We start from the raw sequence: 22,317 nt of genomic DNA, 5'->3' as shown, positions 1-22,317 counted from the left end.
GCCGCATAAGCGGCCTTTTCTGTTTCAAGCATCCAGCACTCAGTAGCGAGTGATATCCGCTTTGGCTTCCAGCTGCTTGCGGTATGCCGCGAAGTCCTGCTGGCCGGCGCGCGAAGCGAGGAAGCGGCGGTAGCTCGCTTTCTCTTCTTCAGTGGCCGCTGTGCCTTCGTTGACGCCGTTCAGACGCAGTACCACCAGGCTACCATCGTTAAGGGTGACGCTGGCGTACACAGGCTTGTCCTTGGCTTCAGGCTTGCTCATACGGAACAGTGCCTGCAGCTCGACCGGGTCGATACCGTCCTGGCTACGCGATACCGCCTCCTGAACCTTCCAGGCCTGACCGTCCTGGCTGGCCGCCAAGGCAATCTTGCCATCGCGCAGACCGGCGATCAGGGCATCGGCCTTGGTCTTCAGGGCAGCAGTCGCCTGCTCTTTGGCCAGGTGCTTGCGGATGCTCTCGGAGACCACTTCAAGGCCCAGTTGCTCAGGCTTGCGGTGTTCCTTGACGCGCAGCACCACGATGGTTTCCGGATCCAGCTCGATCGCCGTGCTGTTGGAGCCTTCTTCCAGCACTTCAGTGCTGAATGCCGCCTGGATCACCGCGCGGTTGGCAGTGATGCCTTCACCGCCTTCACGACCGAACGCTGGCGAGGTATGCACCTTCAGGCCCAGTTCCTGCGCCGGCTGGGCCAGGTCGGAGGCTTCGAAGGCCGAGTCTTCCAGCTGCTTGGTCACTTCGACAAAGCGCTGTTCGACCTGCTGGGTTTTCAGCTCACGGGTCAGCTTGTCTTTCAGGCTGTCGAAGCTTGGCACTTCAGGCGCCTGCACATCGAGTAGCTTGATCAGGTGGAAACCGTATTCGGTACGCACCGGGCCCGAGACCTGGTCCTTGTTCAGTGCATACAGCGCGTCTTCGAAGGCCGGATCATAAACGCCCTGGCCGGCATAACCGAGGTCACCGCCATTGCTGGCCGAGCCCGGGTCCTGGGAGAACTCCTTGGCCAGGGTGGCAAAGTCTTCGCCCTTGGCCAGGCGCGCCTGGATTTCTTCGATCTTGGCCTTGGCCTGCCCCTCGTTCACCTTGTCATTGATTTCAACAAGAATGTGCGCGGCATGCCGCTGCTCGGCCAGGTTGGCGATTTCTTTCTCGTACAGCGCCTTGAGCTCGTCCTGGTTGACTTCAACCTGGTCGAAGAACGCGGATTTCTTCAGCTCGATGTAGTCGATGACGACCTGGTCGGGGCTCATGAACTCCTTGGCGTGTTCGTCGTAGTGCGCCTTGATCTGCTCGTCGGTAACCTTGACCGCGGCCGGGTCGGCCTTGAAGGTCAGCGAAGCGAAATCACGGGTCTGTTTTTCCAGACGGGCGAAAGCGTCGACCTGGTCGTCGGTAACAAAACCGCTGCCGGCAAGGCCGGTGCGCAGTTGGCCGATGAGCATTTCCTGAGCCAGCATTTCGCGGAACTGCAGACGGCCGTAGCCCATCTGGCGAATGACCTGATCGAAGCGCTCGGGGCTGAACTTGCCGTCCACCTGGAACTCAGGGGTTTGCAGGATCAGTTGGTCGAGGGCAGCTTCGGAGAAAGCGAACTTGGCGTCTTCGGCGCCTTGAAGCAGCAACTTGCGATCGATCAAGCCCTTGAGCGCGGCTTCACGCAGCATTTGCTCGTTGAGCATGGCCGGATCGAAATCCTTGCCCAGCTGTTGCATCAGCTGTCGACGTTGCATGTCGACGGCCTGGCTCAGCTCGTTCTGGCTGATCTTGTCGCCATTGACCTTGGCAGCGTCCTGGCTGTGGGTGGTGGCCTGGAAGATGGCATCGAAGCCGGTCAGTGCCATCAAGGCTACGATGACACCGATGATGGTCTTGGCAATCCAACCTTGTGAATTGTCCCTGATATTCTGCAGCATGCGTCCCCCAGAAACGGTTGTACTGAATGAACCAACCGTGGAGCGTGGGTAGAGTCCTGATAGAAGAAAGGCGCATCCGAGGATGCGCCTTCTCGTAACTGGCCGAGCGCCGGGAACCTGGTATCAGGCCTCCCGGCGCTCGGCAGCCGGACCAGGCGTGAGCCCGGCTCGGTTAGGCGTGAGCCTGAAGGAAGCGACTTAGTTGACGGCTTCTTTCAGAGCCTTGCCAGCCTTGAAGCCAGGCTTCTTGGCGGCAGGGATTTCCAGAGTCTTGCCGGTTTGCGGGTTGCGGCCGGTGCGAGCTGGACGGTCGGTGACCGAGAAGGTACCGAAACCTACCAGTACCACGGAATCACCTGCCTTCAGGGCGCCGGTGACGGATTCGATTACTGCGTCCAGCGCTTTGCCAGCGGCAGCTTTCGAAATATCAGCAGATGCGGCGATAGCGTCAATCAGTTCCGACTTGTTCACTCTAAGTCCCCTTATATCTCTATTGAGTTTGTTTCTAAGTATGTAATGAAAAGCTAAACGAGCGCTGGGTGGCCTGTTGACACTTAAGTGCCGCTTTATAACAAGGGCCTGAAAATACTGTCAAGAAAGCCCCCCAGCCAAATACGTACTAATGTGTGCTGATTCTTTCCTTGGAATCGCTGTCGCGCTTTTCATCCTTGGCGACAATCTCCGGAGCCACATCGGGCAAGGGCTCCGGGGCGTATTGCAGCGCAATTTGGAGGACTTCGTCAATCCATTTGACCGGTTTAATCTGCAGATCCTGCTTAATATTCTCAGGAATTTCCTTCAGATCACGCACATTCTCTTCCGGAATGATCACCGTCTTGATTCCACCCCGGTGAGCGGCCAGCAGTTTTTCCTTCAAACCACCGATTGCCAGCACCTGACCACGCAAGGTGATCTCGCCGGTCATGGCCACATCGGCACGCACTGGGATCTGGGTCAGGGCCGAAACCAGGGCGGTGCACATGCCGATACCGGCACTTGGACCATCCTTGGGCGTGGCGCCTTCGGGCATGTGGATGTGGGTATCGCGCTTCTCGTGGAAGTCGGCAGGAATCCCCAGGCTGCGGGCGCGGCTGCGCACCACGGTTTGCGCGGCAGTGATGGACTCGACCATGACGTCACCGAGCGAGCCGGTCTTGATCAGCTGACCCTTGCCCGGAATCACTGCAGCTTCAATGGTCAGCAGTTCGCCGCCCACCTGGGTCCAGGCAAGGCCGGTGACCTGGCCAACCTGATCCTGCTGCTCGGCCAGGCCGTAGCGGTACTTGCGCACGCCCAGGTAGTGCTCGAGCTGCTCGCCAGTAACCTTCACCGCCACCTGCTTGAGGCCGGCGTGCTCCTTGACCACCTTGCGGCAGATTTTCGCGATCTGGCGCTCCAGGCCCCGCACGCCGGCTTCGCGGGTGTAGTAGCGGATGATGTCGCGGATCGCCGAGACGTCGATCTCCAGCTCGCCCTTTTTCAGGCCGTTGGCCTTGATCTGCTTGGGCGACAGGTACTTGACCGCGATGTTGATCTTCTCGTCCTCGGTGTAACCCGGCAGGCGGATGACTTCCATCCGGTCCAGCAAGGCTGGCGGGATGTTCATCGAGTTCGAGGTGCAGAGGAACATCACGTCCGAGAGGTCGTAGTCGACTTCCAGGTAGTGATCGTTGAAGTTGTGGTTCTGCTCGGGGTCGAGCACTTCCAGCAACGCCGAGGCCGGATCGCCGCGCATGTCGCTGCCCATCTTGTCGATTTCGTCGAGCAGGAACAGCGGGTTGCGTACGCCAACCTTGGTCATTTTCTGAATCAGACGACCGGGCATCGAACCGATATAGGTACGGCGGTGACCGCGAATCTCGGCCTCGTCGCGCACGCCACCGAGGGCCATGCGTACGAACTTGCGGTTGGTGGCACTGGCGATCGACTCGGCCAGCGAGGTTTTACCCACGCCAGGCGGCCCGACCAGGCACAGTACCGGACCACGGATCTTTTTCACCCGTTTTTGCACTGCGAGGTACTCAAGGATGCGCTCCTTGACCTCCTCCAGGCCGTAATGGTCGGCGTCGAGAATTTCCTCGGCCTTGGCCAGGTCCAGACGCACCTTGCTCTGCGCCTTCCACGGCACCTGCACCAGCCAGTCGAGGTACGAGCGCACCACGGTGGCTTCGGCCGACATCGGCGACATCTGCTTGAGCTTGTTCAGCTCGGCCTGGGCCTTGGCGTAGGCGTCCTTCGGCAGGCCGGCAGCGTCGAGACGCTTTTTCAGCTCCTCGACTTCGTTGTGACCTTCTTCGCTGTCGCCGAGCTCTTTCTGAATGGCCTTCATCTGCTCATTCAGGTAGTACTCGCGCTGGCTGCGCTCCATCTGTTTCTTGACCCGGCCACGGATACGCTTCTCGACCTGCAGCAGGTCGATTTCGGCATCCAGCAGCGCCAGCACGTGTTCGACACGGGCCGATAGGTCGAGGATCTCGAGGATTTCCTGCTTCTGCTCGATCTTCAGCGCCATGTGCGCTGCCATGGTGTCGACCAGGCGCCCGGGCTCATCGATGCTGTTGAGCGACGACAGGACTTCAGCCGGGACTTTCTTGCCCAGCTGAACATATTGTTCAAATTGTGACAGCAAGCTGCGGACGAAGACTTCAGACTCGCGCTCGGCAGCCTGGGATTCGTCGATCAGCGAAACTTCGGCACGAATGTGGCCGTCGACTTCGTTGAAACGCTCGACCGCACCGCGCTGTTCGCCTTCGACCAGCACCTTGACGGTGCCATCGGGCAGTTTCAGCAGTTGCAGGACGGTGGCAATGGTACCGACGCGGTACAGGGCGTCTTCGCCTGGATCGTCGTCAGCGGGGTTCTTCTGGGCCAGCAGGAGAATCTGCTTCTCGCCCGTCATCGCGGCCTCAAGGGCCTCGATGGACTTCTCGCGCCCCACGAACAGTGGGATGACCATGTGCGGATAGACGACGACATCGCGCAATGGCAAGAGAGGCAAGTCGAGGGTGGTCTTCATGATTTCGCCTCTACAGCGGCCTTATGGCCGGAAACCGATGGATTTTGAGCGTGGAGTTAATGTGGGGGCAGGCCCGCAAAAAAACAAGCTCTGCGACAGGAAAAGCAAAGGGGCCCGAAGGCCCCTTGCTTGAATCGAGCCGCGTGGCGACTCAGACGTCGGGTGCAGCCTTGGCTTGCGGCTCGCTGTTCTCGTAGATCAACAGCGGCTGCGAAGAACCATCGATGACGCTCTCGTCGATCACCACCTTGCTGACATCCTTCTGCGAAGGAATCTCGTACATGGTGTCGAGCAGGATGCCTTCGAGGATCGAACGCAGGCCACGGGCCCCGGTCTTGCGCTCCAGGGCCTTGCGGGCCACCGACTTGAGCGCATCACTGCGGAACTCCAGGTCCACGCCTTCCATTTCGAACAGCTTGGCATACTGCTTGGTCAGGGCGTTCTTCGGCTCGGTCAGAATCTGCATCAAGGCAGCTTCGTCGAGCTCGTCGAGGGTCGCCAGAACCGGCAGACGACCGACGAACTCCGGGATCAGACCGAACTTGACCAGATCGTCAGGCTCGACTTCACGCAGCGACTCGCCAACCTTCTTGCCTTCCTGCTTGCTGCGTACTTCGGCACCAAAGCCGATGCCGCCGCGGGTGGAACGCGCCTGGATGACCTTTTCGAGGCCCGAGAACGCACCGCCACAGATAAACAGGATGTTACGCGTATCGACCTGCAGGAATTCCTGCTGCGGGTGCTTGCGGCCACCTTGCGGCGGTACCGAAGCGACCGTGCCTTCGATCAGCTTGAGCAGCGCCTGCTGCACGCCCTCGCCCGAAACGTCGCGGGTGATGGACGGGTTGTCCGACTTGCGCGAGATCTTGTCGATTTCGTCGATGTAGACAATGCCCATCTGGGCCTTTTCCACGTCGTAGTCGCACTTCTGCAGCAGTTTTTGAATGATGTTCTCGACGTCCTCACCCACGTAACCGGCTTCGGTCAGGGTGGTGGCATCGGCGATGGTGAACGGTACATTCAACAGACGCGCGAGGGTTTCGGCGAGCAGGGTCTTACCCGAGCCCGTCGGACCGATCAGCAGGATGTTACTCTTGCCGAGCTCGACGTCGTCGTTCTTCTTGTCGCGTTGATTCAGGCGTTTGTAGTGGTTGTACACCGCTACCGCCAGTACCTTTTTCGCACGCTCCTGACCAATGACGTACTGGTCCAGGATGGTGCTGATTTCTTTCGGCGAAGGCAGTTTATGCGCGCTGCTCTCGGCCTGGGCTTCCTGCACCTCCTCACGGATGATGTCGTTGCACAGGTCGACGCACTCGTCGCAGATAAATACCGAGGGGCCGGCAATCAACTTGCGCACTTCGTGCTGGCTTTTGCCGCAGAAGGAGCAATAGAGCAATTTGCCGTTGTCCTCGCCGTTACGGGTGTCAGTCATTCGATCGATCCAATCCGGTAGGCTTGCAACACAAGATGAAGGCAATTGCGGGCTTTTTCAAGTCCGCAGGTAGGCGCAATGCGCGCCCGCCTGCTCTGGCACCCGGATTCAGGAGGCCAGTTGCCGCTTGTCGTAGACCGAGTCGATCAGGCCGTATTCGGCTGCGCGCTCGGCGCTCATGAAATTGTCGCGCTCAGTATCGCGCTTGATGGTCTCCAGGTCCTGACCTGTGTGGTAGGCCAGCAGCTCGTTCAGACGCGACTTGATGGAGAGGATTTCCTTGGCGTGGATCTCGATATCCGTGGCCTGGCCCTGGAAACCGCCCAGTGGCTGGTGAATCATCACCCGCGAGTTCGGCAGGCAGTGACGCTTGCCCTTGGCACCTGCGGCCAGCAGGAAGGCGCCCATGCTGCAGGCCTGGCCGATGCAGATGGTCGAGACGTCCGGCTTGATGAACTGCATGGTGTCGTAGATCGACATGCCGGCAGTCACCGAACCGCCCGGCGAGTTGATGTAGAGATGGATATCCTTGTCCGGGTTTTCCGCTTCAAGGAACAGCATCTGCGCCGCTACCAGGTTGGCCATGTAGTCCTCTACCGGGCCGACCAGGAAGATCACCCGCTCCTTCAGAAGGCGCGAGTAGATGTCATAGGCGCGTTCGCCACGAGCGGATTGCTCGATAACCATCGGGACCAGGCCGCCTGCGGCCTGGATGTCAGAGCTCTGCTGATAATAAGAATTGCGGGACATGTCCTGCACTCACTCCCAAATAGTCATGTCTTGAATACGCACAAGCCAGCTCGAAGGCTGGCTTGTGGTGTTTTCCTACGAAGCTGGCGTATTACTCAGCGGCGGCAGGTGCCTGGGCTGGTTTTACGGCTTCTTCGTACGAGACCGATTTGTCGGTCACAGTCGCTTTCTGCAGAACAGTATCCACAACTTGTTCTTCCAGCACAACCGAACGGACTTCGTTCAGTTGCTGGTCGTTCTTGTAGTACCAAGCCACGACCTGCTCAGGCTCCTGGTAAGCCGAAGCCATTTCCTGGATCATTTCGCGAACGCGGTCTTCGTCCGGCTTCAGTTCGTTCTGCTTGACCACTTCGGCGACGATCAGGCCCAGCACGACGCGGCGCTTGGCTTGCTCTTCGAACAGCTCGGCCGGCAGTTGCTCAGGCTTGATGTTGCCACCGAACTGCTGAACGGCTTGAACGCGCAGGCGGTTCACTTCGTTTTCCAGCAGGGCTTTCGGGACTTCGATCGGGTTGGCAGCCAGCAGGCCGTCCATTACCTGGTTCTTGACCTTGGTCTTGATCGCCTGACGCAGTTCACGCTCCATGTTCTTGCGAACTTCGGTGCGGAAACCTTCCAGGGTTGCTTCCTTGATACCGAACTGGGCGAAGAACTCTTCGGTCAGCTCAGGCAGCTTTGGCTCGGCAACACTGTTGACGGTAACGGTGAACTCGGCGGCTTTGCCAGCCAGGTCCAGGTTCTGATAGTCCTCGGGGAAGGTCAGGTTCAGAACGCGCTCTTCACCGGCCTTGGCGCCGACCAGGCCTTCTTCGAAGCCCGGGATCATGCGGCCGGAACCCAGTACCAGCTGGGTGCCCTTGGCCGAACCGCCAGCGAACACTTCACCGTCGACCTTGCCGACGAAATCGATGTTTAGCTGGTCTTCGTTCTGGGCAGCGCGGTCAGCGGCTTCGAAACGCACGTTTTGCTTGCGCAGCACTTCGAGCATGTTGTCCAGGTCGGCGTCAGCCACTTCGGCGCTCAGGCGCTCGACGGCGATCGAGTCGAAACCGGCAACGGTGAACTCAGGGAATACTTCGAAAATGGCGACGTATTCGAGATCTTTGCCCTTTTCGAACGATTTTGGCTCGACGGCAGGGGCGCCAGCCGGGTTCAGCTTCTGCTCGACCACGGCTTCGTAGAAGGAAGCCTGGACCAGGTCGCCGAAGGCTTCCTGACGGGCGGCGTCTTCGTAGCGCTGACGGATCACGCTCATCGGCACTTTGCCAGGACGGAAGCCTGGGACCTTGGCGCGACGGGCAGTCTGTTGCAGACGCTTGTTGACTTCGGTCTCGACGCGCTCGGCCGGAACGGCGATGGTCATGCGGCGCTCGAGAGCAGAAGTATTTTCAACAGAAACTTGCATGGATATTCCTCGTTGCACAGACGTTAGCCGGCGATACCCGACTCCAGAATCAAGGGCAAGCATTCTAGTGGCTCAAAGACCAGAAGTCACCCCGTTCAGGACGACGGGAAAGTACGCCGGTCCATTTAATTCAAAGACCCTGGCAAAAACCTTGCCCAAGGCCGCTCAACACACGCAGCCCCTGGCCTGGACGCCACAGCTGAAGCCATGATGATCCAGCCCCTGGGCTGCATAAAATCTTGTCAAAACACTACAAATCCGAGTTGCAGCGTTACGAATCCTGTTCGATTTCGTTGAACTCGCAATACTCTTCCCACGCCATCCCCAGCGCCTCGGCAACCTCGCGATGCACCTCAAGGCGCAGGGCCGCAAGCTCCTCGTCGGACTCGGCAATCAGTTGCAAGGTCAGCTCCCAGGGTTCGACCCCCTGCTCCTGCGCGGCATCCTCGAAGGCCCAGAGGACCTGCTGAGCCTGCTCGTGCTCGCTGAGCCCGGCGATCTCTTCACGCATCTGCGGGTTGGCTTCGGCATAGCGCTGCAGGGCGATGGCCTGACGTTCTGGTGAAATCATGGTGGTTTCCTTTTTGCGACCCTAAACCCGGCCACTGTTTCAACCGGCTGAAATTTATCAGCTTTTCGTCGATTGTCACCAGGCCGTCAAAACATGCATGAATAATCCACCCCGATTGTCGGAAATTTCATGAACAATGGGGGGTGGGCCGTTGTCTAGGAATAGCTTGCCCACTAAGCTAGCAACGTGCCACATCGTTAATACGATTCATTATCGCTTGGCACCTCCTGCAAAATCACAGCGCCAATGCAAGGAAGTACCCGTGCTGATCAAACTCATCTCTGGCTGTTGCCTGGCACTTTGCTGTTCCCTCGTCAGCGCTACAGTGCTGCAAACCTCCTTCGATCAAGACGCCCGCTACTCGATCGTGAGCGTGTCGGGTGATCCTTCCCAGCGCACTGTAATCACCCAGCGTGTCGGCATCAGCGGGACCAGCTACAGTGCCCGCCAGTTCGATTGCAGCGCACGCACAGTACGCTTCATGGGCTCGGGATCTTCGCTGGAGGACCTTCAGGACGCCGAGGCCGACAACGAGCTCACTCCGATCTTCAAAGGCTCACTGTCCAGAGCCATCAGCCAGGTAGTCTGCGACGAAAGCGTGCAAGCAGGCACTGCGGCAGCTGGGCCGCCCGGCAAATCCGCTCACGGCCAGCCGGTGACCAGCATTTCTCAATAACAATAATTATCAATTGATAATCATTCTCGCTATAATGGGCGTCCGTTCCGCTTTACGCCGGCCACGCACCCGATGGACACCCGCCCCGCTACACCTGGACTGAATACGTGCCTGAGCACCCTGTACAACGACCATCACAATTGGCTGCACCGATGGCTACGCAATCGTATCGGCTGCCCGGAACATGCCGCCGACATTGCCCACGATACCTTCCTGAGCATCCTCGGCTCCAAAGACCTGTTCAGGATCCGCGAACCCCGCTCGTTTCTCTCGACCGTGGCGCGGCGACTGATGGCCAATGTCTATCGCCGCCGCCTGGTCGAGCAGGCGTACCTGGAAACACTGGCCAGCCTGCCTGAAGCAGTTGAACCGTCACCCGAAGTCCGCGTGCTGGCACTTGAAGCTCTGACCCTGCTCGATCGCATGCTCGACGCCCTGCCGGCCAAGGTCCGCGAAGCCTTCTTACTGTCGCACCTGCAGGGCCTGAAGATCGCCGAAATCGCCGAACGCCTGCAGGTCAGCAGCCGCTCGGTAAAGCTGTACCTGGTGCGGGCCAACCAGCATTGCTTTTTTGCTGACCAGCCATGACCCCCTCCCCCTTTAACCCGCGTACTACTCGCGAAGCCGCACAGTGGCTCACCGAAACCATGGAAGGCGCACTCAGCCCCGAGCAGCAGCGGGCGCTTGAGCAGTGGCGCGCCGCCCATCCGGACAACGAACGTGCCTGGCTGCACATCGAGGCCCTGCGTCGACGCATGGCCGGGCTGGAGCCACATGCCGGCTACCAGAGCCTTTCCCGGGGCAGCCAGGGCCGCAGTCGCCGGCAAGCGCTCAAGGCACTGGCGGTGCTCGGCCTGTTCGGCTGCGCCGGGCAACTGGCCTATCGCAACGTCTGGCAGCCGGGCCCGGAACTGACCTACCGCAATGGTGCCAGCGCCCCACAACACATCGAGCTGGAAGACGGCAGCCAATTGACCCTCGACGCAAGTACCGAAATCACCGTGCTGTTCGACAGCCGCCAGCGGCGCGTGCAACTGCTCGCCGGGCGCCTGTTGATCCGCAGTGGCCACCCCTCGAACGCCAATCAACGCCCGTTAAGCGTTTACACCGTACATGGCCAGGTACGGGCATTGGGGACGCGTTTTAGTGTCGAGCTGCAAGAGCCAGCCACGCAGGTCGAGCTGTTCGACGGTGCAGTCGAGGTGCAGGCGCGGCAATTACCCGCCAACCCCCTGCGCCTGGCTCCCGGGCAGCGCGCGCGCTTCACCCCGACCCGCATCGAACCGGCCACCGGCACCTCGGCCGAACCGGCCTGGAGCAAGGGCTTGCTGGTGGCCGACAACATGCGCCTGGATGCCTTTGTCGAGCAACTCAGCCGCTACCGGCCTGGCCTGTTGCGCTGCAGCGACGAGATCGCTGCGTTGCGTATCTCCGGCGTTTATCCGCTGGCCGACACCGATGCGGTGCTCGACGCCCTGCCCCTGTCATTGTCCGTGCAGGTGCTGCGGCGCTCACGCTACTGGGTTACGTTGAGTCAGCGCTAGACGCCACTTACGGCGCCAGCTCAATGCTCACCTGGTGGTGTTTACCCGCCGTTACCCGTACCTGCGCACCAAACACCTGGGCAATGCGCTGCTCGCTGAGCACCTGGGCCGGCGCGCCGCTGGCGCAAAGCCGGCCGCCTTCGAGCAGCCAAAGGCGGTCGCAGTAGCGCGCAGCCAGGTTCAGGTCGTGTAACACACAGACCACGGCAATACGCGGCGAACGGGTCAGCGTGCGCAACACCCGCATGAGGTTCTGCTGCTGGCCGATATCCAGGGCGCTGGTGGGTTCGTCCAGCAACAGCAGGCAGCCGCGACCATCGTCCCAGGCGTCAGTCAGCGGGCTGATTGCCAATTGGTTCATGGCCCGGGCAATGGTTACCCGCTGCAGCTCGCCGCCAGACAGCGACAACACTCCCCGGCCAAGCAAGTGACGGACATCCAGCGCATCGATAATGCCCGGGCACGGCTCGCCAGGGTGCTGCTGACCGAGACGAATGAATTCTTCGACCCGCCAATCGAAAGCACTGTCCATCTGCTGCGTCACCAGCGCGCGCCGGCGCGCCAGTTGCCCGGGCAAATAAGCGGGCAACGCTCGACCGAGCAACTCGACCTGCCCGCCCGCCGGTTGCAGGTAACCGGATATCAACGACAACAGCGTGCTTTTGCCCGCGCCATTGGGGCCGATCAACCCCAGCAGCTCCCCCGCCCTTATCTGTTCGCTGAACGGCGCCAGGGCAAACGGCTGCTCCAGGCTGACATTGATCAGTTCAAGCATGTCAAAACTCCCGCACCTTGCGACCGAGTAACAACCAGAGAAAGTACGGCCCGCCAATAATGCTGGTGACCAGGCCGACGGGAATCTCCGCCGGGCTGGTGAGGCTGCGCGCCAGAGTATCGGCGACCAGCAACAGGATCGCGCCGCAGAGCATCGACGCAGGAATCAGCAAACGGTGGCCGGGGCCGAAATACAGGCGCAGGCAATGCGGCACCAGCAGGCCGATAAACCCGATGATGCCGCTCAGCGCCACGCACAGCCCCACACCCAGCGACGAAGCCAGCACCACGCGGTTTTTCAGCCGGTCGCCATCCAGCCCGGCGGCGTGTGCAGACACCTCGCCCAGCTGAAACAAGTCCAGATCGCCCGCGCAACGCGCCAGCACCCACAAGCTCAGGGGCAAGACCAGGGCGGCCACCGATACGCTCGACCACTCGGCGCTGCTCAGGCTGCCCATGCCCCACAAGCTCAGCTGGCGCAACTGCTCTTCGCTGGCGACAAAGGTGAGGATGCCGCCCAGGGCACCGGTCAGGGTGTTGATGACCAAGCCGGCCAGCAACAAGGTGATGGTCGACTCGCGCCCTTTGTAGCCGCGGCCAATACGAAAAATCACCAGGGTCACCAGCAACGCGCCAATAAAGCCTGCGAAAAACTGCCCATAAAGCTCCAGCCCGGCAAAGCGGCCGTTGAACAGTACGACCCAGATCGACACCGCCAGCCCGGCGCCGCTGGCCTGGCCGAGCAGGGTCGGGTCGGCCAGCGGGTTGCGAAACAGGCCTTGCATCGCCGTGCCGCCCACCGCCAGGGTCGAGCCCACCAGCACTGCCAGCAGCAGACGCGGCAGGCGCACTTCGCTCCAGACCTGCCACTCCAGGGCGGTGGGCAGATCACCGAACACAATCCGTGGCGACAAGCCGATACTACCGACCAGCGAACACACCACCAGCAGGGCGCACAGCCCTGCCAGCATCAGCATCAGTATCGGCAGCGAGACGCTGCTTGCGCGCCTCATGGAAACAGCGCTCCTGCGTCCTGGCGTAGCTGCAGCATGGCCTGCACCGTGCGCGGCCCGAGGTTGAGCAGCGCCTGGTCATCGACCTGCACCAAGCGCCGATGCTGTCCGGCCGGGGTATGGGCCAGGCCGCCCAGTTTCCACAGGTTGTCTTCACCCCCAAGTGCCGCCAGCCCGGCGCGGCTGACGATGACGAAATCCGGCGCCAGCGACACCATGGCTTCAGCCGCCACTTGCTTGTAGGCATTGAAGGTCGCGCAGTTTTCGATCCCCGCCTGCGCCAGTGCCGCCTGAGCTTCGGTGCCTTGCCCCATGATCAGCGGCGTCATGCCGGCATGATTGAAAATGAACAGCGCCTTCGGTCCTTTGAGCGCCGGCGTCTTGGCCAACTGCCCAGCCAACTGGCGCTGCTCATCAAGCAACGGTTGCGCCTGCGCCTGTAGGTTCATGGCCGCCGCCACCTGCTCGATCTTTGCCGGGATATCGCCGACACCCTTGCCGCGGGCAATGCTCAGCACTTCAAGCCCCAGGCCGCTCAACTGGCGCAGCACGATAGCCGGACGGGCAGCATCGCTGATCAGCAGCCGTTGTGGCTTGAGCGCCAGCACCCCTTCTGCCGAGAGCTGGCGCATGTACCCCACCGACGGCAGGTTGGCGATGGCCTGCGGAAAGCGACTGGAATCATCGCGCCCGACCAGGCGCGAAGTACCGCCCAGGCGCTCGACAATTTCCGCCAGGTCGTTGCCGATCACCAGCGTATCGGCGGTTTCGGCCTGCACGGTCATGACCGCACAGGCCGCCAGCACGCCAAGCAGCAAAGCCTTCATCGCGCCGCCTCCAGGGCATCCAGCCACTCACGCCAGGCCGGTTGTTCAGGCTGCCCCGCCGGACGACGAGCAAAGACCTGGACAATCAGACGCTGCTCGGCATCAAAAAACTCGAGGCTGGTGACGCCGCCGACCTGGTTCGGTTTGTAAACCCGCCAGATCTGCGCATCCGGCGCATCGGCGATCCTGAAGCAGGTAGCCGCCGCCTGGTCACTGGCGGGCATGTCGAACAGCAGCTCGGCGCCCGACTCGCTCACACCCGTCAGCCGGCCGGTAAAGATCTGCACGCTACCGGCGCTGTAGACGAACAGCATCAGCTCCAGCGCGCTGGCGGCCAGCTCACGGAACATCGCCACCGGGCTGGTCTGCGAAAGTTGCCGGGCAAAATCCGGGGCCACCAGCGCGTTACCTTCGTAACGGGTCAGGCCGTGGCGCTTGAGCAGGGCAAAGTGCTCATGGACATTGGCCATCGCCGCCCATTCCTCAACAAGGCCGGGCACCTGCAGATCACGCTTGCCGAACGAAGGCGGCTCGCTGAAAACTGCCGGCTTGTCGATGCACTGCTCATACAGTCCTGCCCAGCCGGCCATCGACGACTGCTCGGTCGAGGCCAGGCGCAGCAGCACTTTGCCGTGGCGATCGAAGACACTCAGGCGGTAGCCACTGGCATCATGAGCCATGCCGATCCAGTACCAGGCACGCAGATTCAAGCGCAGGTCCAGGCCGTCCTCGCCAATCACCAGCCCCGCTTCGCTGATATCGTCGGATTGCGGATAACGCCCCAGTTGTTCGATCACGGCATGGTTAGCCGGCGTACACGTGCGCACCAGGCCCAGGCTATGCAGCTGTGCGGCTACCTCCACGGCGGGCAGGTCCAGGCACAGCGGGTTGAATCCGCTTTCAGTCAGTTGAGTCATGGCTAATTCCTTGTAATGAAGGTTTCAATGGGCGGGCTGGTCGCAACCACCCGCGTCGGTAACCAGGGCGGCGCCCTCGGCATCCGCGCTCGGCAGCATCCAGACGTAGTCGGCGTCGCTGGCGCTCAGGCGATGATCCTGCTCAGCGATCACCAGTACTTTCAGCCCCGGGTCGCTCGCCCCTTGCCCCAGGTATGGCGGGGCGCCCAGGCTTTTGAGCGTGTGCAGCACACCCGCCAATAGCAGTCGCGGCGCCTGGGCGTTATCGAGCACCTGCGCCATGCGCTGATCGCGGGCGTGCTGGATCGCCAGCATTGCATTCATGCGCGCGGCACCGATCTGCCCGCAGTGCATCTGCTTGATCTGCTGGCGTTGGCGGGCGGCGATGGCGGGCGACGGGAACAGACCGTCGGGGTTGGCTGGCGCTGTTGCCATCAGACGCTTGCGCTCGGCGCCCGACAGGTTGCCGGCCAGCAGTGCCGCTGGCGCCGGCATCAGCGCTACCATCAGCGTGCCATATTGCTCCCAGCTCCAGCGCGGGTCCCAATGGATGATCTGTTGCAGGCGCTGGCTACGCACCTGATTGCCCTGGCCCAGCCAGGCCTGGACTTCGGCGACCGGGCGCTGCTGGTCGCTGTCGAGCATCTCCAGGACCACCGCCCCCTGGGGCCGGCGCTTGGCCAGGTGGGTCGCCAGCCATTGCTCGATCAGATGATGGGCGAAGTTGTCGTGCACTTCGCCGACCATCACCGTGTGCGCTGGCGCCAGCTCATCAAGCAGTTGCGTCGGCGAAACCTGCTTGCCACTGCCCAACTCGATGATCGCGCCCCATTCGGGAATATGGCTTTCGACCCGGGTGTAGGCGCTGTCGGCCACCGGCGCATTGACGCTGGCGCAACCGACGAGCAGCGCCAGCCCTGCCCCTATAAAAGAAGACTTGAACATGAAGGGTCCTGTCAGTATTCGAGGGTGAAGCCGAACGAGGTGGTGCGGCCACGGCCGTTGCCCTGGTCCATCACCGCCGACATCAGGTAGTCCACCGAGGCGCTGTTGTTGTAGACCTTGTTGCCGACGTTCTCGACGTTGAAGAACAGGCTCAGGTTGTCCTGCACCCGGTAGCTGCCGTACAGGTCCCAGATCACCCCGGTGGAGTTGGATTTTTTCGTCTCGTACCAGTCCCAGCTGGTTTCCGACGGGCCGGCGTACTCGCCACGGGCGCCCAGCACCAGGCGTTCGTCAAACCAGCGGGTGCCAAGGTCGAGGGTCCAGAAGCGGTCCGGCTGACTGTTGATGTCTTCCAGCTCGATGCCGGAGGTGGTCGGCGACTTGGTCGTGGCCTTGGTCCACGACAGATTGGCGTAGAAGAAGCCGGCGTCGTAGCGCCCTTCCAGCTCATAGCCGCTCATGCGCACTTCTTCCGGCCAGTTGACCCAGTTCATCTTCGCCGACTCTTCGCCGTCGTCATCAAGGATGTCGAACGACTGCGGGGTGATGTAGCCATCGATCTTGCTGATAAAGCGGTTGATCTTCAGTTGCCCGTAGTCGTCGTTGCTGAACAGCCCGGCGCGGCTGAAATTGACCCCGAACTCGTAGTTGGTCGAACGTTCCTGACGCAGGAACGGGTTGGCGCCGACACCATCGGCGTCGCTGGCATCGGCCTCGAGCGGCACTTTCTCGAAGAACATTTCCTGCACCCGCGGCGCCCGCGAGGTGCGCGACCAGCTGCTGTAGAGCTGCATCCAGTCATAAGGCTTGACTGCGAAGCCCACCCGCGGGTTGAAGCTGTGTTCACGACGGGTGATATCCACGTCACCGCCATCGATGCCGCGGCACTGGCCAATGATCGAGCACTTGGGCACATGGCCGCTGACCTTGTAGCCGTCATAGTGGCCGGCCAGGGTCAGGGCATAGATGTCGTAGTTGAATTCCAGGGTGCTGAACAGGCTATGGGTAGCCTGCTTGCCTTCGGGGTTGGCGCCGCGTTTCTCCGGGGTCTGGGCAACGAAGTCGTCGGTGTAGTAACGCGCGCCATTGCTCCAGCTCGCCTCCACCGGCCCGAGGTTGAAACGACTGACGTTGGTCAGGTCAAAGCCGTGGGCGTCGTCGCGGGTTTTGCGGCCAATGTAGTGGGACTCTTCTACCGGCGGGTACTCAAGCTCAGTCTTGTTCTGGTAGGCATTGACCGTGAGGTTCACCCATTCGCTGTAGGGCGTGTAGGCGTACTTGGCGCGATAGGTCTCGTTGTCCAGTTGCCAGGGGTAGTTGTGATAGAACTCGTTGCGGTACTTCACCCCGCTCAGGTCAAGGCGGTGCATGTCGTTGGGCTGCAGGCGCAGCTTGAGCAAGCCGGAGCGTGGGTTCTGCTTGGTGGTGTCGTATTCGTTGGACTGGCCGTTGGTGGTCTTGTACTCGCCGGTCTGGGTGCTGCTCACCGCGGCGACCAGACCGTAGACACCCTCGACATCTTCCGGACGGGTGCGGGCACCGGCGGCAAACATGCGGGTGTTGCCGTAGCCGTTGTTACCGGTGCGATAAGTCGTGCGCAGGCCTACACGGTGGTCTGGTTTGACGATGTCATCGATATCGAAGGTACGAAAGTTCGCCGAGCCGCCCAGGGTGTTGGCACCTTCGGCGCCGTCCACCGAACCACGCTGTACATCGACCCCGGCCAGCAGGTTGGCGTCGACAAAGGCCATCGGCCCACCCGAGCCGTGGCCGGCATTATTGCGAAAGGTCTGGGTGACGCCATCGATCATGGTGTTGACCCGGCCCAGGCCGGCCAGGCCACGAATGTTCACCGACACCCCCGGCTGGCTGCGCGAGTGCAAGGTGTAAGTACCGGGTATCGAGCGCACCACACTGTTGAGGTCCTGGCGCTCGGCATGCACTTCCCGGCTGCTCTGGATTGCCCCGGGCCGCTCGGCCAGGGCGCCGACCATGGTCGGGCCGACTTCAAGCGCGCTGTCGCTGCGTTCGTGCATGCGCAGCACGTAGGTATGATCCTTGAGCCGCTCAACCCACAGGCCAGTGCCCATCAGCAGCAGGTCGAAAGCCTCCTTGAGGGTGTACTCGCCGCTCAGGCCCTGGGTGCTGCGGTTCTCGCTGAGTTGCGGATCGAAGGTGAGGATCACCCCGGTAGCGGTGGCCAACTGGTTCAAGGCCGGCGCCAGTTGCCCTGGCGCAATTTCATAATGCTTGCGCAGCGGCGCCTGCTGGGTCGCGCCTCTTTCAGCGGCATTGGCCAACGACCAGGCGTTGCTGCCGCCCGCCAAAGCCAGTGCGGTCAGCGCACTGCAGGCAATCTTGCGTGCAGCGTTTTTGTTGTTTGGCTGCAGCCGCTGAACGGCGGCCGGCTGTGTGCTCTTCACGAGGCGCTCCCTTGCAGATTGAAATGATCTTGTAGGAGAGGTCACGCGAGGGAAGCAAAAAGTGAAATGAAAATCAGTTCCATCTGAAACTATTTTCTATTTGGGGGGGAACCAGCAGGCAGGAATCAAACCCTGGAAACGAAAAAAGCCGCACAAGGCGGCTTTTTCGAGGCTTTCTCGCGCTTCAGTGAAGGGCGGTGAAAGCTTGGATGGTGCGGACGAAGAGACTCGAACTCTTACAGCTTGCGCCGCTGGAACCTAAATCCAGTGTGTCTACCAATTTCACCACGTCCGCATGAAGCGTTTAAAACAAAGGCGCCGGATTTTCATCGGGCGCCTTTGGGAATATGGGGTGGACGATGGGAATCGAACCCACGACCACAGGAATCACAATCCTGCGCTCTACCAACTGAGCTACGTCCACCATATTGCATGTGCCGCTTTGCACCTGTCAAAGCTGCTTTTGAAACATTCACGCGCTTCAGCGAAGGGCGGTGAAACGTTGGATGGTGCGGACGAAGAGACTCGAACTCTTACAGCTTGCGCCGCTGGAACCTAAATCCAGTGTGTCTACCAATTTCACCACGTCCGCATGACGCTTTTAAAGCAAAGGCGCCAGACTTTCATCAGGCGCCTTTTGGAATATGGGGTGGACGATGGGAATCGAACCCACGACCACAGGAATCACAATCCTGCGCTCTACCAACTGAGCTACGTCCACCATATTGCAGTTACCGCTTTACTTGTGCCAAAGCTGCCGATTGGCGCACCCGGCAGGACTCGAACCTGCGACCATCCGCTTAGAAGGCGGATGCTCTATCCAGCTGAGCTACGGGCGCATATTTAATCTGCTTTCTGTGACGATTACAAATTAACTTTTAGCCGTACCGAACAAGCTAAAAAATCTGCTCATTCTGCCTGACCTTGCTAACCAGTGCTAGGCTCTGCCCGACAAGTGCGACGAATCTTATAGACGAGTGGAAAGGTCGTCAACAGTTTTCTAAAAAAAATTCATTTTATTTAAGGGCTTAGGGCAATTGCCAGACCAAGCGCCTTTGCCCTCGGGCCCCTTCATGCGAGAATGCGCGCTCTTTTTATTCCCTCTCGATGGTTAATCACGCGTCATGACTGCACACCTTATCGACGGCAAGGCGATCGCCGCCAGCCTGCGCCAGCAGATCGCCCAACGTGTCGTGGAGCGTCGCCAGCAAGGCCTGCGTACGCCTGGCCTGGCGGTGATCCTGGTCGGCACCGACCCCGCTTCTCAAGTCTATGTCTCGCACAAGCGCAAGGATTGCGAAGAGGTCGGCTTCAACTCCCAGGCCTTCGACCTGCCCAGCGATACCACGCAGCAAGCCCTGACCGAGCTGATCGATCGCCTCAATGACGACCCGAACATCGACGGCATCCTCCTGCAACTGCCATTGCCGGCGCACCTGGATGCCTCGCTGCTGCTCGAGCGCATTCGCCCCGACAAGGACGTCGATGGTTTCCATCCGTATAACGTCGGCCGCCTGGCCCAGCGTATCCCGCTGCTGCGCCCGTGCACGCCAAAAGGCATCATGGCCCTGCTCGAAAGCACCGGCCAGGACCTGTACGGCATGAACGCGGTGGTCGTTGGCGCCTCCAACATCGTTGGCCGGCCGATGGCCATGGAACTGCTGCTGGCCGGTTGCACCGTGACCGTCACCCACCGCTTCACCAAGGATCTGGCCGGTCACGTCGGCCGCGCCGACCTGGTGGTAGTGGCTGCCGGCAAGCCGGGCCTGGTCAAGGGTGAGTGGATCAAGGAAGGCGCGATCGTCATCGACGTCGGCATCAACCGCCAGGAAGATGGCAAGCTGGTGGGCGATGTGGTCTACGAGACCGCCCTGCCCCGCGCCGGCTGGATCACCCCGGTACCGGGTGGCGTCGGGCCGATGACCCGCGCCTGCCTGCTGGAAAACACCCTGTATGCGGCCGAAGAGCTGCATAAGTAAGTGCTGATGGCGGGATAAAAACGGCACCTGTGAAGGTGCCGTTTTTTTGTGCCTGTGTGGTTACTTGCGCGCAGCCTCCCAGGATTTGAGCAGCTCGCTGTAGCTCACGGTCTCGCCCTGGGGCTTCTCGTTGGCCAGTTTCGGCTTCGGCGCACCGGGCTGATCAAACCAGTACTGGGCATCTTTCTCGGGATTGAGCTTCGGCGCACAGGTGGCCTGGGCCTTGGAACGCTCCAGACGAGCAAGGATCGCGTCCTGATCCTTGGCCAGGCCGTCGAGCGCCTGTTGCGGGGTTTTCTCGCCACTGGCCGCCTCGGCAATATGGCTCCACCACAGCTGAGCCAGGCGCGGGTAATCCGGCACGTTGGTGCCGGTCGGGGTCCATTGCACCCGCGCCGGGCTGCGGTAGAACTCCACCAGGCCGCCGAGCTTGGGCGCAAGGTCAGTCATGGCCTGGGAGTTGATATCAGACTCGCGGATCGGCGTCAGGCCGACGATGGTCTTTTTCAGCGAGACGGTCTTGGAGGTGACGAACTGGGCGTACAGCCAGGCCGCCAGGCGTTGCTTCTCCGGGGTCGACTTGAGGAAGGTCCAGGAGCCGGCGTCCTGATAACCCAGCTTCATACCCTCCTCCCAGTACGGCCCCTTGGGCGACGGCGCCATGCGCCACTTCGGCGTGCCGTCGGCGTTCATCACCGGCAGGCCCGGCTTGGTCATGTCGGCGGTAAAGGCGGTGTACCAGAAGATCTGCTGGGCGATATTGCCCTGGGACGGCACCGGCCCGGACTCGGAGAAGGTCATGCCCTGGGCCTCGGGCGGCGCATAGGCGCGCATCCAGTCGACATATTTTTGCGTGGCATACACCGCCGCCGGGCCGTTGGTATCGCCGCCACGGGTGACACTGGAACCGACCGGGTGGCAGTCCTCGACGCGAATCCCCCATTCGTCCACCGGCAGGCCATTGGGCAAGCCCTTGTCGCCGCCGCCGGCCATGGAGAACCAGGCGTCGGTGAAGCGCCAGCCCAGTGACGGGTCTTTCTTGCCGTAGTCCATGTGTCCGTAGACACGCTTGCCGTCGATTTCCTTGACGTCCTCGCTGAAAAACTTGGCGATGTCTTCATAGGCCGACCAGTTCACCGGCACGCCCAGTTCGTAGCCGTACTTTTCCTTGAACTTGGCCTTGAGGTCGGGGCGGTCGAACCAGTCGGCGCGGAACCAGTAGAGGTTGGCGAACTGCTGGTCGGGCAGCTGGTAAACCTTGCCGTCCGGCGCGGTGGTGAAGGAGATGCCGATAAAGTCCTTGAGGTCCAGGGTTGGCGAGGTGTAGTCCTTGCCTTCATTGGCCATCAGGTCGGTGATCGACTCAGTCTTGCCGTAGCGAAAGTGCGTACCGATCAGGTCGGAATCATTGACCCAGCCGTCGTAGATGTTCTTGTCCGACTGCATCTGCGTCTGCAGTTTTTCTACCACGTCACCTTCTTGCAGCAGGTCGTGGGTCAGCTTGATCCCGGTGATCTCGCTGAAGGCCTTGGCCAGCACCTTGGACTCGTATTCATGGGTGGCGATGGTTTCCGACACCACGTTGATCTTCATCCCGCGAAACGGCTCGGAAGCCTTGATGAACCACTTCAACTCTTCGAGCTGCTGCTCGGGAGTCAGGGTCGAAGGCTTGAACTCGCTGCCGATCCATTTTTTCGCGGCATCTTCGTAGGCATCGGCCCAGGCGCTGGCGTGAAAGCTGCCCAGCACCAGCAGGGCTGCCAGGGTCAAATGTCGCCGGTTCTTGTTGTTGTCGAACATTGTGATCTCCCGATTGAGTATTTTCACCCAGGCGCGCCGATTGCCCTCGGCTACCCCCAGCGCATCACCACCAACAGCCAGGCCAGGGACAGCAGCGAGGCCACCCACAGGTTCCAGTCGCTGAGCCCGATTACCAGCAAATGCAGGTAAGCGCTGCCCAGCAAAGCAATGAACAGCCGGTCGCCACGGGTGGTGGCAATCGGCAGAAAGCCGCGACGCTCGACGCATGGCCGGCGCAGCTCGTACACCGTCATGCCCAGCAGCAACAGGCCGATCGCGGCGAAGAAGATCGCCGTCGGCAGGGTCCAGGCCATCCAGTCCATAGCGCGCT

19 protein-coding genes and 5 tRNA genes are annotated in these 22,317 nt (G+C 61.0%); 4 read left to right on the top strand and 20 right to left on the bottom strand.

The features are described 5' to 3' along the window. Positions 1-39: 39 nt before the first annotated feature. From LOY22_RS08900 to LOY22_RS08870, 7 genes are all read right to left on the bottom strand, one after another. A complete protein-coding gene (locus LOY22_RS08900; protein WP_045202122.1) occupies positions 40-1,911 on the bottom strand; it encodes a SurA N-terminal domain-containing protein in 1,872 nt (623 codons plus the stop codon). A 198-nt stretch (positions 1,912-2,109) separates the two neighbouring features. Then, complete coding sequence (locus LOY22_RS08895; RefSeq protein ID WP_045202124.1) at positions 2,110-2,382, bottom strand: HU family DNA-binding protein; 273 nt, start codon at positions 2,380-2,382, stop codon at positions 2,110-2,112. A 148-nt stretch (positions 2,383-2,530) separates the two neighbouring features. Next, on the bottom strand, positions 2,531-4,927 hold the full coding sequence (lon, locus tag LOY22_RS08890) for an endopeptidase La (RefSeq protein ID WP_045202125.1): 2,397 nt from the start codon (positions 4,925-4,927) through the stop codon (positions 2,531-2,533). 151 nt (positions 4,928-5,078) lie between these two features. Beyond that, positions 5,079-6,362, bottom strand: coding sequence for an ATP-dependent Clp protease ATP-binding subunit ClpX (clpX, locus tag LOY22_RS08885; protein WP_010224368.1), 1,284 nt, complete (start codon positions 6,360-6,362; stop codon positions 5,079-5,081). A 108-nt stretch (positions 6,363-6,470) separates the two neighbouring features. Then, positions 6,471-7,112 (bottom strand): ATP-dependent Clp endopeptidase proteolytic subunit ClpP, encoded by a 642-nt coding sequence (gene clpP / locus LOY22_RS08880; protein WP_010224369.1) that lies wholly within the window; start codon positions 7,110-7,112, stop codon positions 6,471-6,473. A 91-nt stretch (positions 7,113-7,203) separates the two neighbouring features. Then, the gene (tig, locus tag LOY22_RS08875) at positions 7,204-8,517 is read right to left on the bottom strand and encodes a trigger factor (RefSeq protein WP_045202127.1); all 1,314 of its coding nucleotides are present in this window, start codon (positions 8,515-8,517) and stop codon (positions 7,204-7,206) included. 271 nt (positions 8,518-8,788) lie between these two features. Continuing rightward, positions 8,789-9,088 carry a DUF6388 family protein gene (locus LOY22_RS08870; protein ID WP_093385240.1) on the bottom strand — a complete coding sequence of 100 codons (300 nt, stop codon included), beginning with the start codon at positions 9,086-9,088 and terminating at the stop codon, positions 8,789-8,791. A 262-nt stretch (positions 9,089-9,350) separates the two neighbouring features. Between LOY22_RS08870 and LOY22_RS08865 the strand changes: the two genes are divergently transcribed. The 3 genes from LOY22_RS08865 (at position 9,351) to LOY22_RS08855 (ending at position 11,308) form a co-directional block, all read left to right on the top strand. Then, a complete protein-coding gene (locus LOY22_RS08865) occupies positions 9,351-9,764 on the top strand; it encodes a hypothetical protein (RefSeq protein WP_258597123.1) in 414 nt (137 codons plus the stop codon). A 72-nt stretch (positions 9,765-9,836) separates the two neighbouring features. Next, positions 9,837-10,352 (top strand): sigma-70 family RNA polymerase sigma factor, encoded by a 516-nt coding sequence (locus LOY22_RS08860; protein WP_093385250.1) that lies wholly within the window; start codon positions 9,837-9,839, stop codon positions 10,350-10,352. Then, complete coding sequence (locus LOY22_RS08855) at positions 10,349-11,308, top strand: FecR domain-containing protein (RefSeq protein WP_258597122.1); 960 nt, start codon at positions 10,349-10,351, stop codon at positions 11,306-11,308. The genes LOY22_RS08860 and LOY22_RS08855 overlap by 4 nt, the downstream gene beginning before the upstream one ends. A gap of 7 nt (positions 11,309-11,315) precedes the next feature. Here LOY22_RS08855 and LOY22_RS08850 read toward each other — a convergent pair whose 3' ends face one another. The 11 genes from LOY22_RS08850 to LOY22_RS08800 form a co-directional block, all read right to left on the bottom strand. Beyond that, positions 11,316-12,083: an ATP-binding cassette domain-containing protein gene (locus tag LOY22_RS08850; RefSeq protein ID WP_258597121.1), complete on the bottom strand. Its 768-nt coding sequence runs from the start codon at positions 12,081-12,083 to the stop codon at positions 11,316-11,318. A 1-nt stretch (position 12,084) separates the two neighbouring features. Beyond that, positions 12,085-13,095, bottom strand: a complete 1,011-nt coding sequence (locus tag LOY22_RS08845; RefSeq protein WP_213601975.1) for an iron ABC transporter permease — start codon at positions 13,093-13,095, stop codon at positions 12,085-12,087. Further along, on the bottom strand, positions 13,092-13,922 hold the full coding sequence (locus LOY22_RS08840) for a hemin ABC transporter substrate-binding protein (RefSeq protein WP_093385269.1): 831 nt from the start codon (positions 13,920-13,922) through the stop codon (positions 13,092-13,094). Before LOY22_RS08840 ends, LOY22_RS08845 begins: the two co-directional genes overlap by 4 nt. Continuing rightward, positions 13,919-14,839: a ChuX/HutX family heme-like substrate-binding protein gene (locus LOY22_RS08835; protein ID WP_213601979.1), complete on the bottom strand. Its 921-nt coding sequence runs from the start codon at positions 14,837-14,839 to the stop codon at positions 13,919-13,921. Before LOY22_RS08835 ends, LOY22_RS08840 begins: the two co-directional genes overlap by 4 nt. Before the next feature lie 24 nt (positions 14,840-14,863). Further along, complete coding sequence (locus LOY22_RS08830) at positions 14,864-15,784, bottom strand: ChaN family lipoprotein (protein WP_258597120.1); 921 nt, start codon at positions 15,782-15,784, stop codon at positions 14,864-14,866. A gap of 11 nt (positions 15,785-15,795) precedes the next feature. Next, on the bottom strand, positions 15,796-18,207 hold the full coding sequence (locus tag LOY22_RS08825) for a TonB-dependent receptor (protein ID WP_093385278.1): 2,412 nt from the start codon (positions 18,205-18,207) through the stop codon (positions 15,796-15,798). 210 nt (positions 18,208-18,417) lie between these two features. Next, positions 18,418-18,502, bottom strand: a tRNA-Leu gene (locus LOY22_RS08820). Between the two features lie 53 nt (positions 18,503-18,555). Further along, positions 18,556-18,631 (bottom strand) — tRNA-His (locus LOY22_RS08815). An 83-nt stretch (positions 18,632-18,714) separates the two neighbouring features. Then, positions 18,715-18,799 (bottom strand) — tRNA-Leu (locus LOY22_RS08810). 53 nt (positions 18,800-18,852) lie between these two features. Beyond that, a tRNA-His gene (locus LOY22_RS08805) sits at positions 18,853-18,928 on the bottom strand. 41 nt (positions 18,929-18,969) lie between these two features. After that, a tRNA-Arg gene (locus LOY22_RS08800) sits at positions 18,970-19,046 on the bottom strand. A 285-nt stretch (positions 19,047-19,331) separates the two neighbouring features. On the opposite strand from LOY22_RS08800, the gene folD reads away from it, so the two are divergent. Beyond that, entirely contained in the window at positions 19,332-20,186 is an 855-nt protein-coding gene (gene folD, locus LOY22_RS08795; protein WP_093385281.1) for a bifunctional methylenetetrahydrofolate dehydrogenase/methenyltetrahydrofolate cyclohydrolase FolD, read from the top strand. 60 nt (positions 20,187-20,246) lie between these two features. On the opposite strand, the gene LOY22_RS08790 is transcribed toward folD, so the two are convergent. Further along, a complete protein-coding gene (locus LOY22_RS08790; protein ID WP_045202144.1) occupies positions 20,247-21,986 on the bottom strand; it encodes an ABC transporter substrate-binding protein in 1,740 nt (579 codons plus the stop codon). A 50-nt stretch (positions 21,987-22,036) separates the two neighbouring features. Beyond that, on the bottom strand, positions 22,037-22,309 hold the full coding sequence (locus LOY22_RS08785) for a DUF2160 domain-containing protein (protein WP_045202145.1): 273 nt from the start codon (positions 22,307-22,309) through the stop codon (positions 22,037-22,039). Between the last annotated feature and the right edge of the window lie 8 nt (positions 22,310-22,317).

The sequence above is a fragment of the Pseudomonas sp. B21-035 genome, assembly GCF_024748945.1.
Lineage (GTDB): Bacteria > Pseudomonadota > Gammaproteobacteria > Pseudomonadales > Pseudomonadaceae > Aquipseudomonas.
This window is presented reverse-complemented; position numbering and strand designations above follow the sequence as displayed.

Excerpts from the sequence above, each read along its gene's own strand:
- LOY22_RS08850 (WP_258597121.1), bottom strand. The coding sequence starts at position 12,083 with ATGCTTGAACTGATCAATGTCAGCCTGGAGCAGCCGTTTGCCCTGGCG.
- tig (WP_045202127.1), bottom strand. The coding sequence starts at position 8,517 with ATGCAAGTTTCTGTTGAAAATACTTCTGCTCTCGAGCGCCGCATGACC.
- LOY22_RS08835 (WP_213601979.1), bottom strand. The coding sequence starts at position 14,839 with ATGACTCAACTGACTGAAAGCGGATTCAACCCGCTGTGCCTGGACCTG.
- LOY22_RS08845 (WP_213601975.1), bottom strand. The coding sequence starts at position 13,095 with ATGAGGCGCGCAAGCAGCGTCTCGCTGCCGATACTGATGCTGATGCTG.
- clpP (WP_010224369.1), bottom strand. The coding sequence starts at position 7,112 with ATGTCCCGCAATTCTTATTATCAGCAGAGCTCTGACATCCAGGCCGCA.
- LOY22_RS08840 (WP_093385269.1), bottom strand. The coding sequence starts at position 13,922 with ATGAAGGCTTTGCTGCTTGGCGTGCTGGCGGCCTGTGCGGTCATGACC.
- LOY22_RS08900 (WP_045202122.1), bottom strand. The coding sequence starts at position 1,911 with ATGCTGCAGAATATCAGGGACAATTCACAAGGTTGGATTGCCAAGACC.
- LOY22_RS08790 (WP_045202144.1), bottom strand. The coding sequence starts at position 21,986 with ATGTTCGACAACAACAAGAACCGGCGACATTTGACCCTGGCAGCCCTG.
- LOY22_RS08855 (WP_258597122.1), top strand. The coding sequence starts at position 10,349 with ATGACCCCCTCCCCCTTTAACCCGCGTACTACTCGCGAAGCCGCACAG.
- LOY22_RS08860 (WP_093385250.1), top strand. The coding sequence starts at position 9,837 with ATGGACACCCGCCCCGCTACACCTGGACTGAATACGTGCCTGAGCACC.
- LOY22_RS08830 (WP_258597120.1), bottom strand. The coding sequence starts at position 15,784 with ATGTTCAAGTCTTCTTTTATAGGGGCAGGGCTGGCGCTGCTCGTCGGT.
- folD (WP_093385281.1), top strand. The coding sequence starts at position 19,332 with ATGACTGCACACCTTATCGACGGCAAGGCGATCGCCGCCAGCCTGCGC.
- clpX (WP_010224368.1), bottom strand. The coding sequence starts at position 6,362 with ATGACTGACACCCGTAACGGCGAGGACAACGGCAAATTGCTCTATTGC.
- LOY22_RS08870 (WP_093385240.1), bottom strand. The coding sequence starts at position 9,088 with ATGATTTCACCAGAACGTCAGGCCATCGCCCTGCAGCGCTATGCCGAA.
- LOY22_RS08785 (WP_045202145.1), bottom strand. The coding sequence starts at position 22,309 with ATGGACTGGATGGCCTGGACCCTGCCGACGGCGATCTTCTTCGCCGCG.
- lon (WP_045202125.1), bottom strand. The coding sequence starts at position 4,927 with ATGAAGACCACCCTCGACTTGCCTCTCTTGCCATTGCGCGATGTCGTC.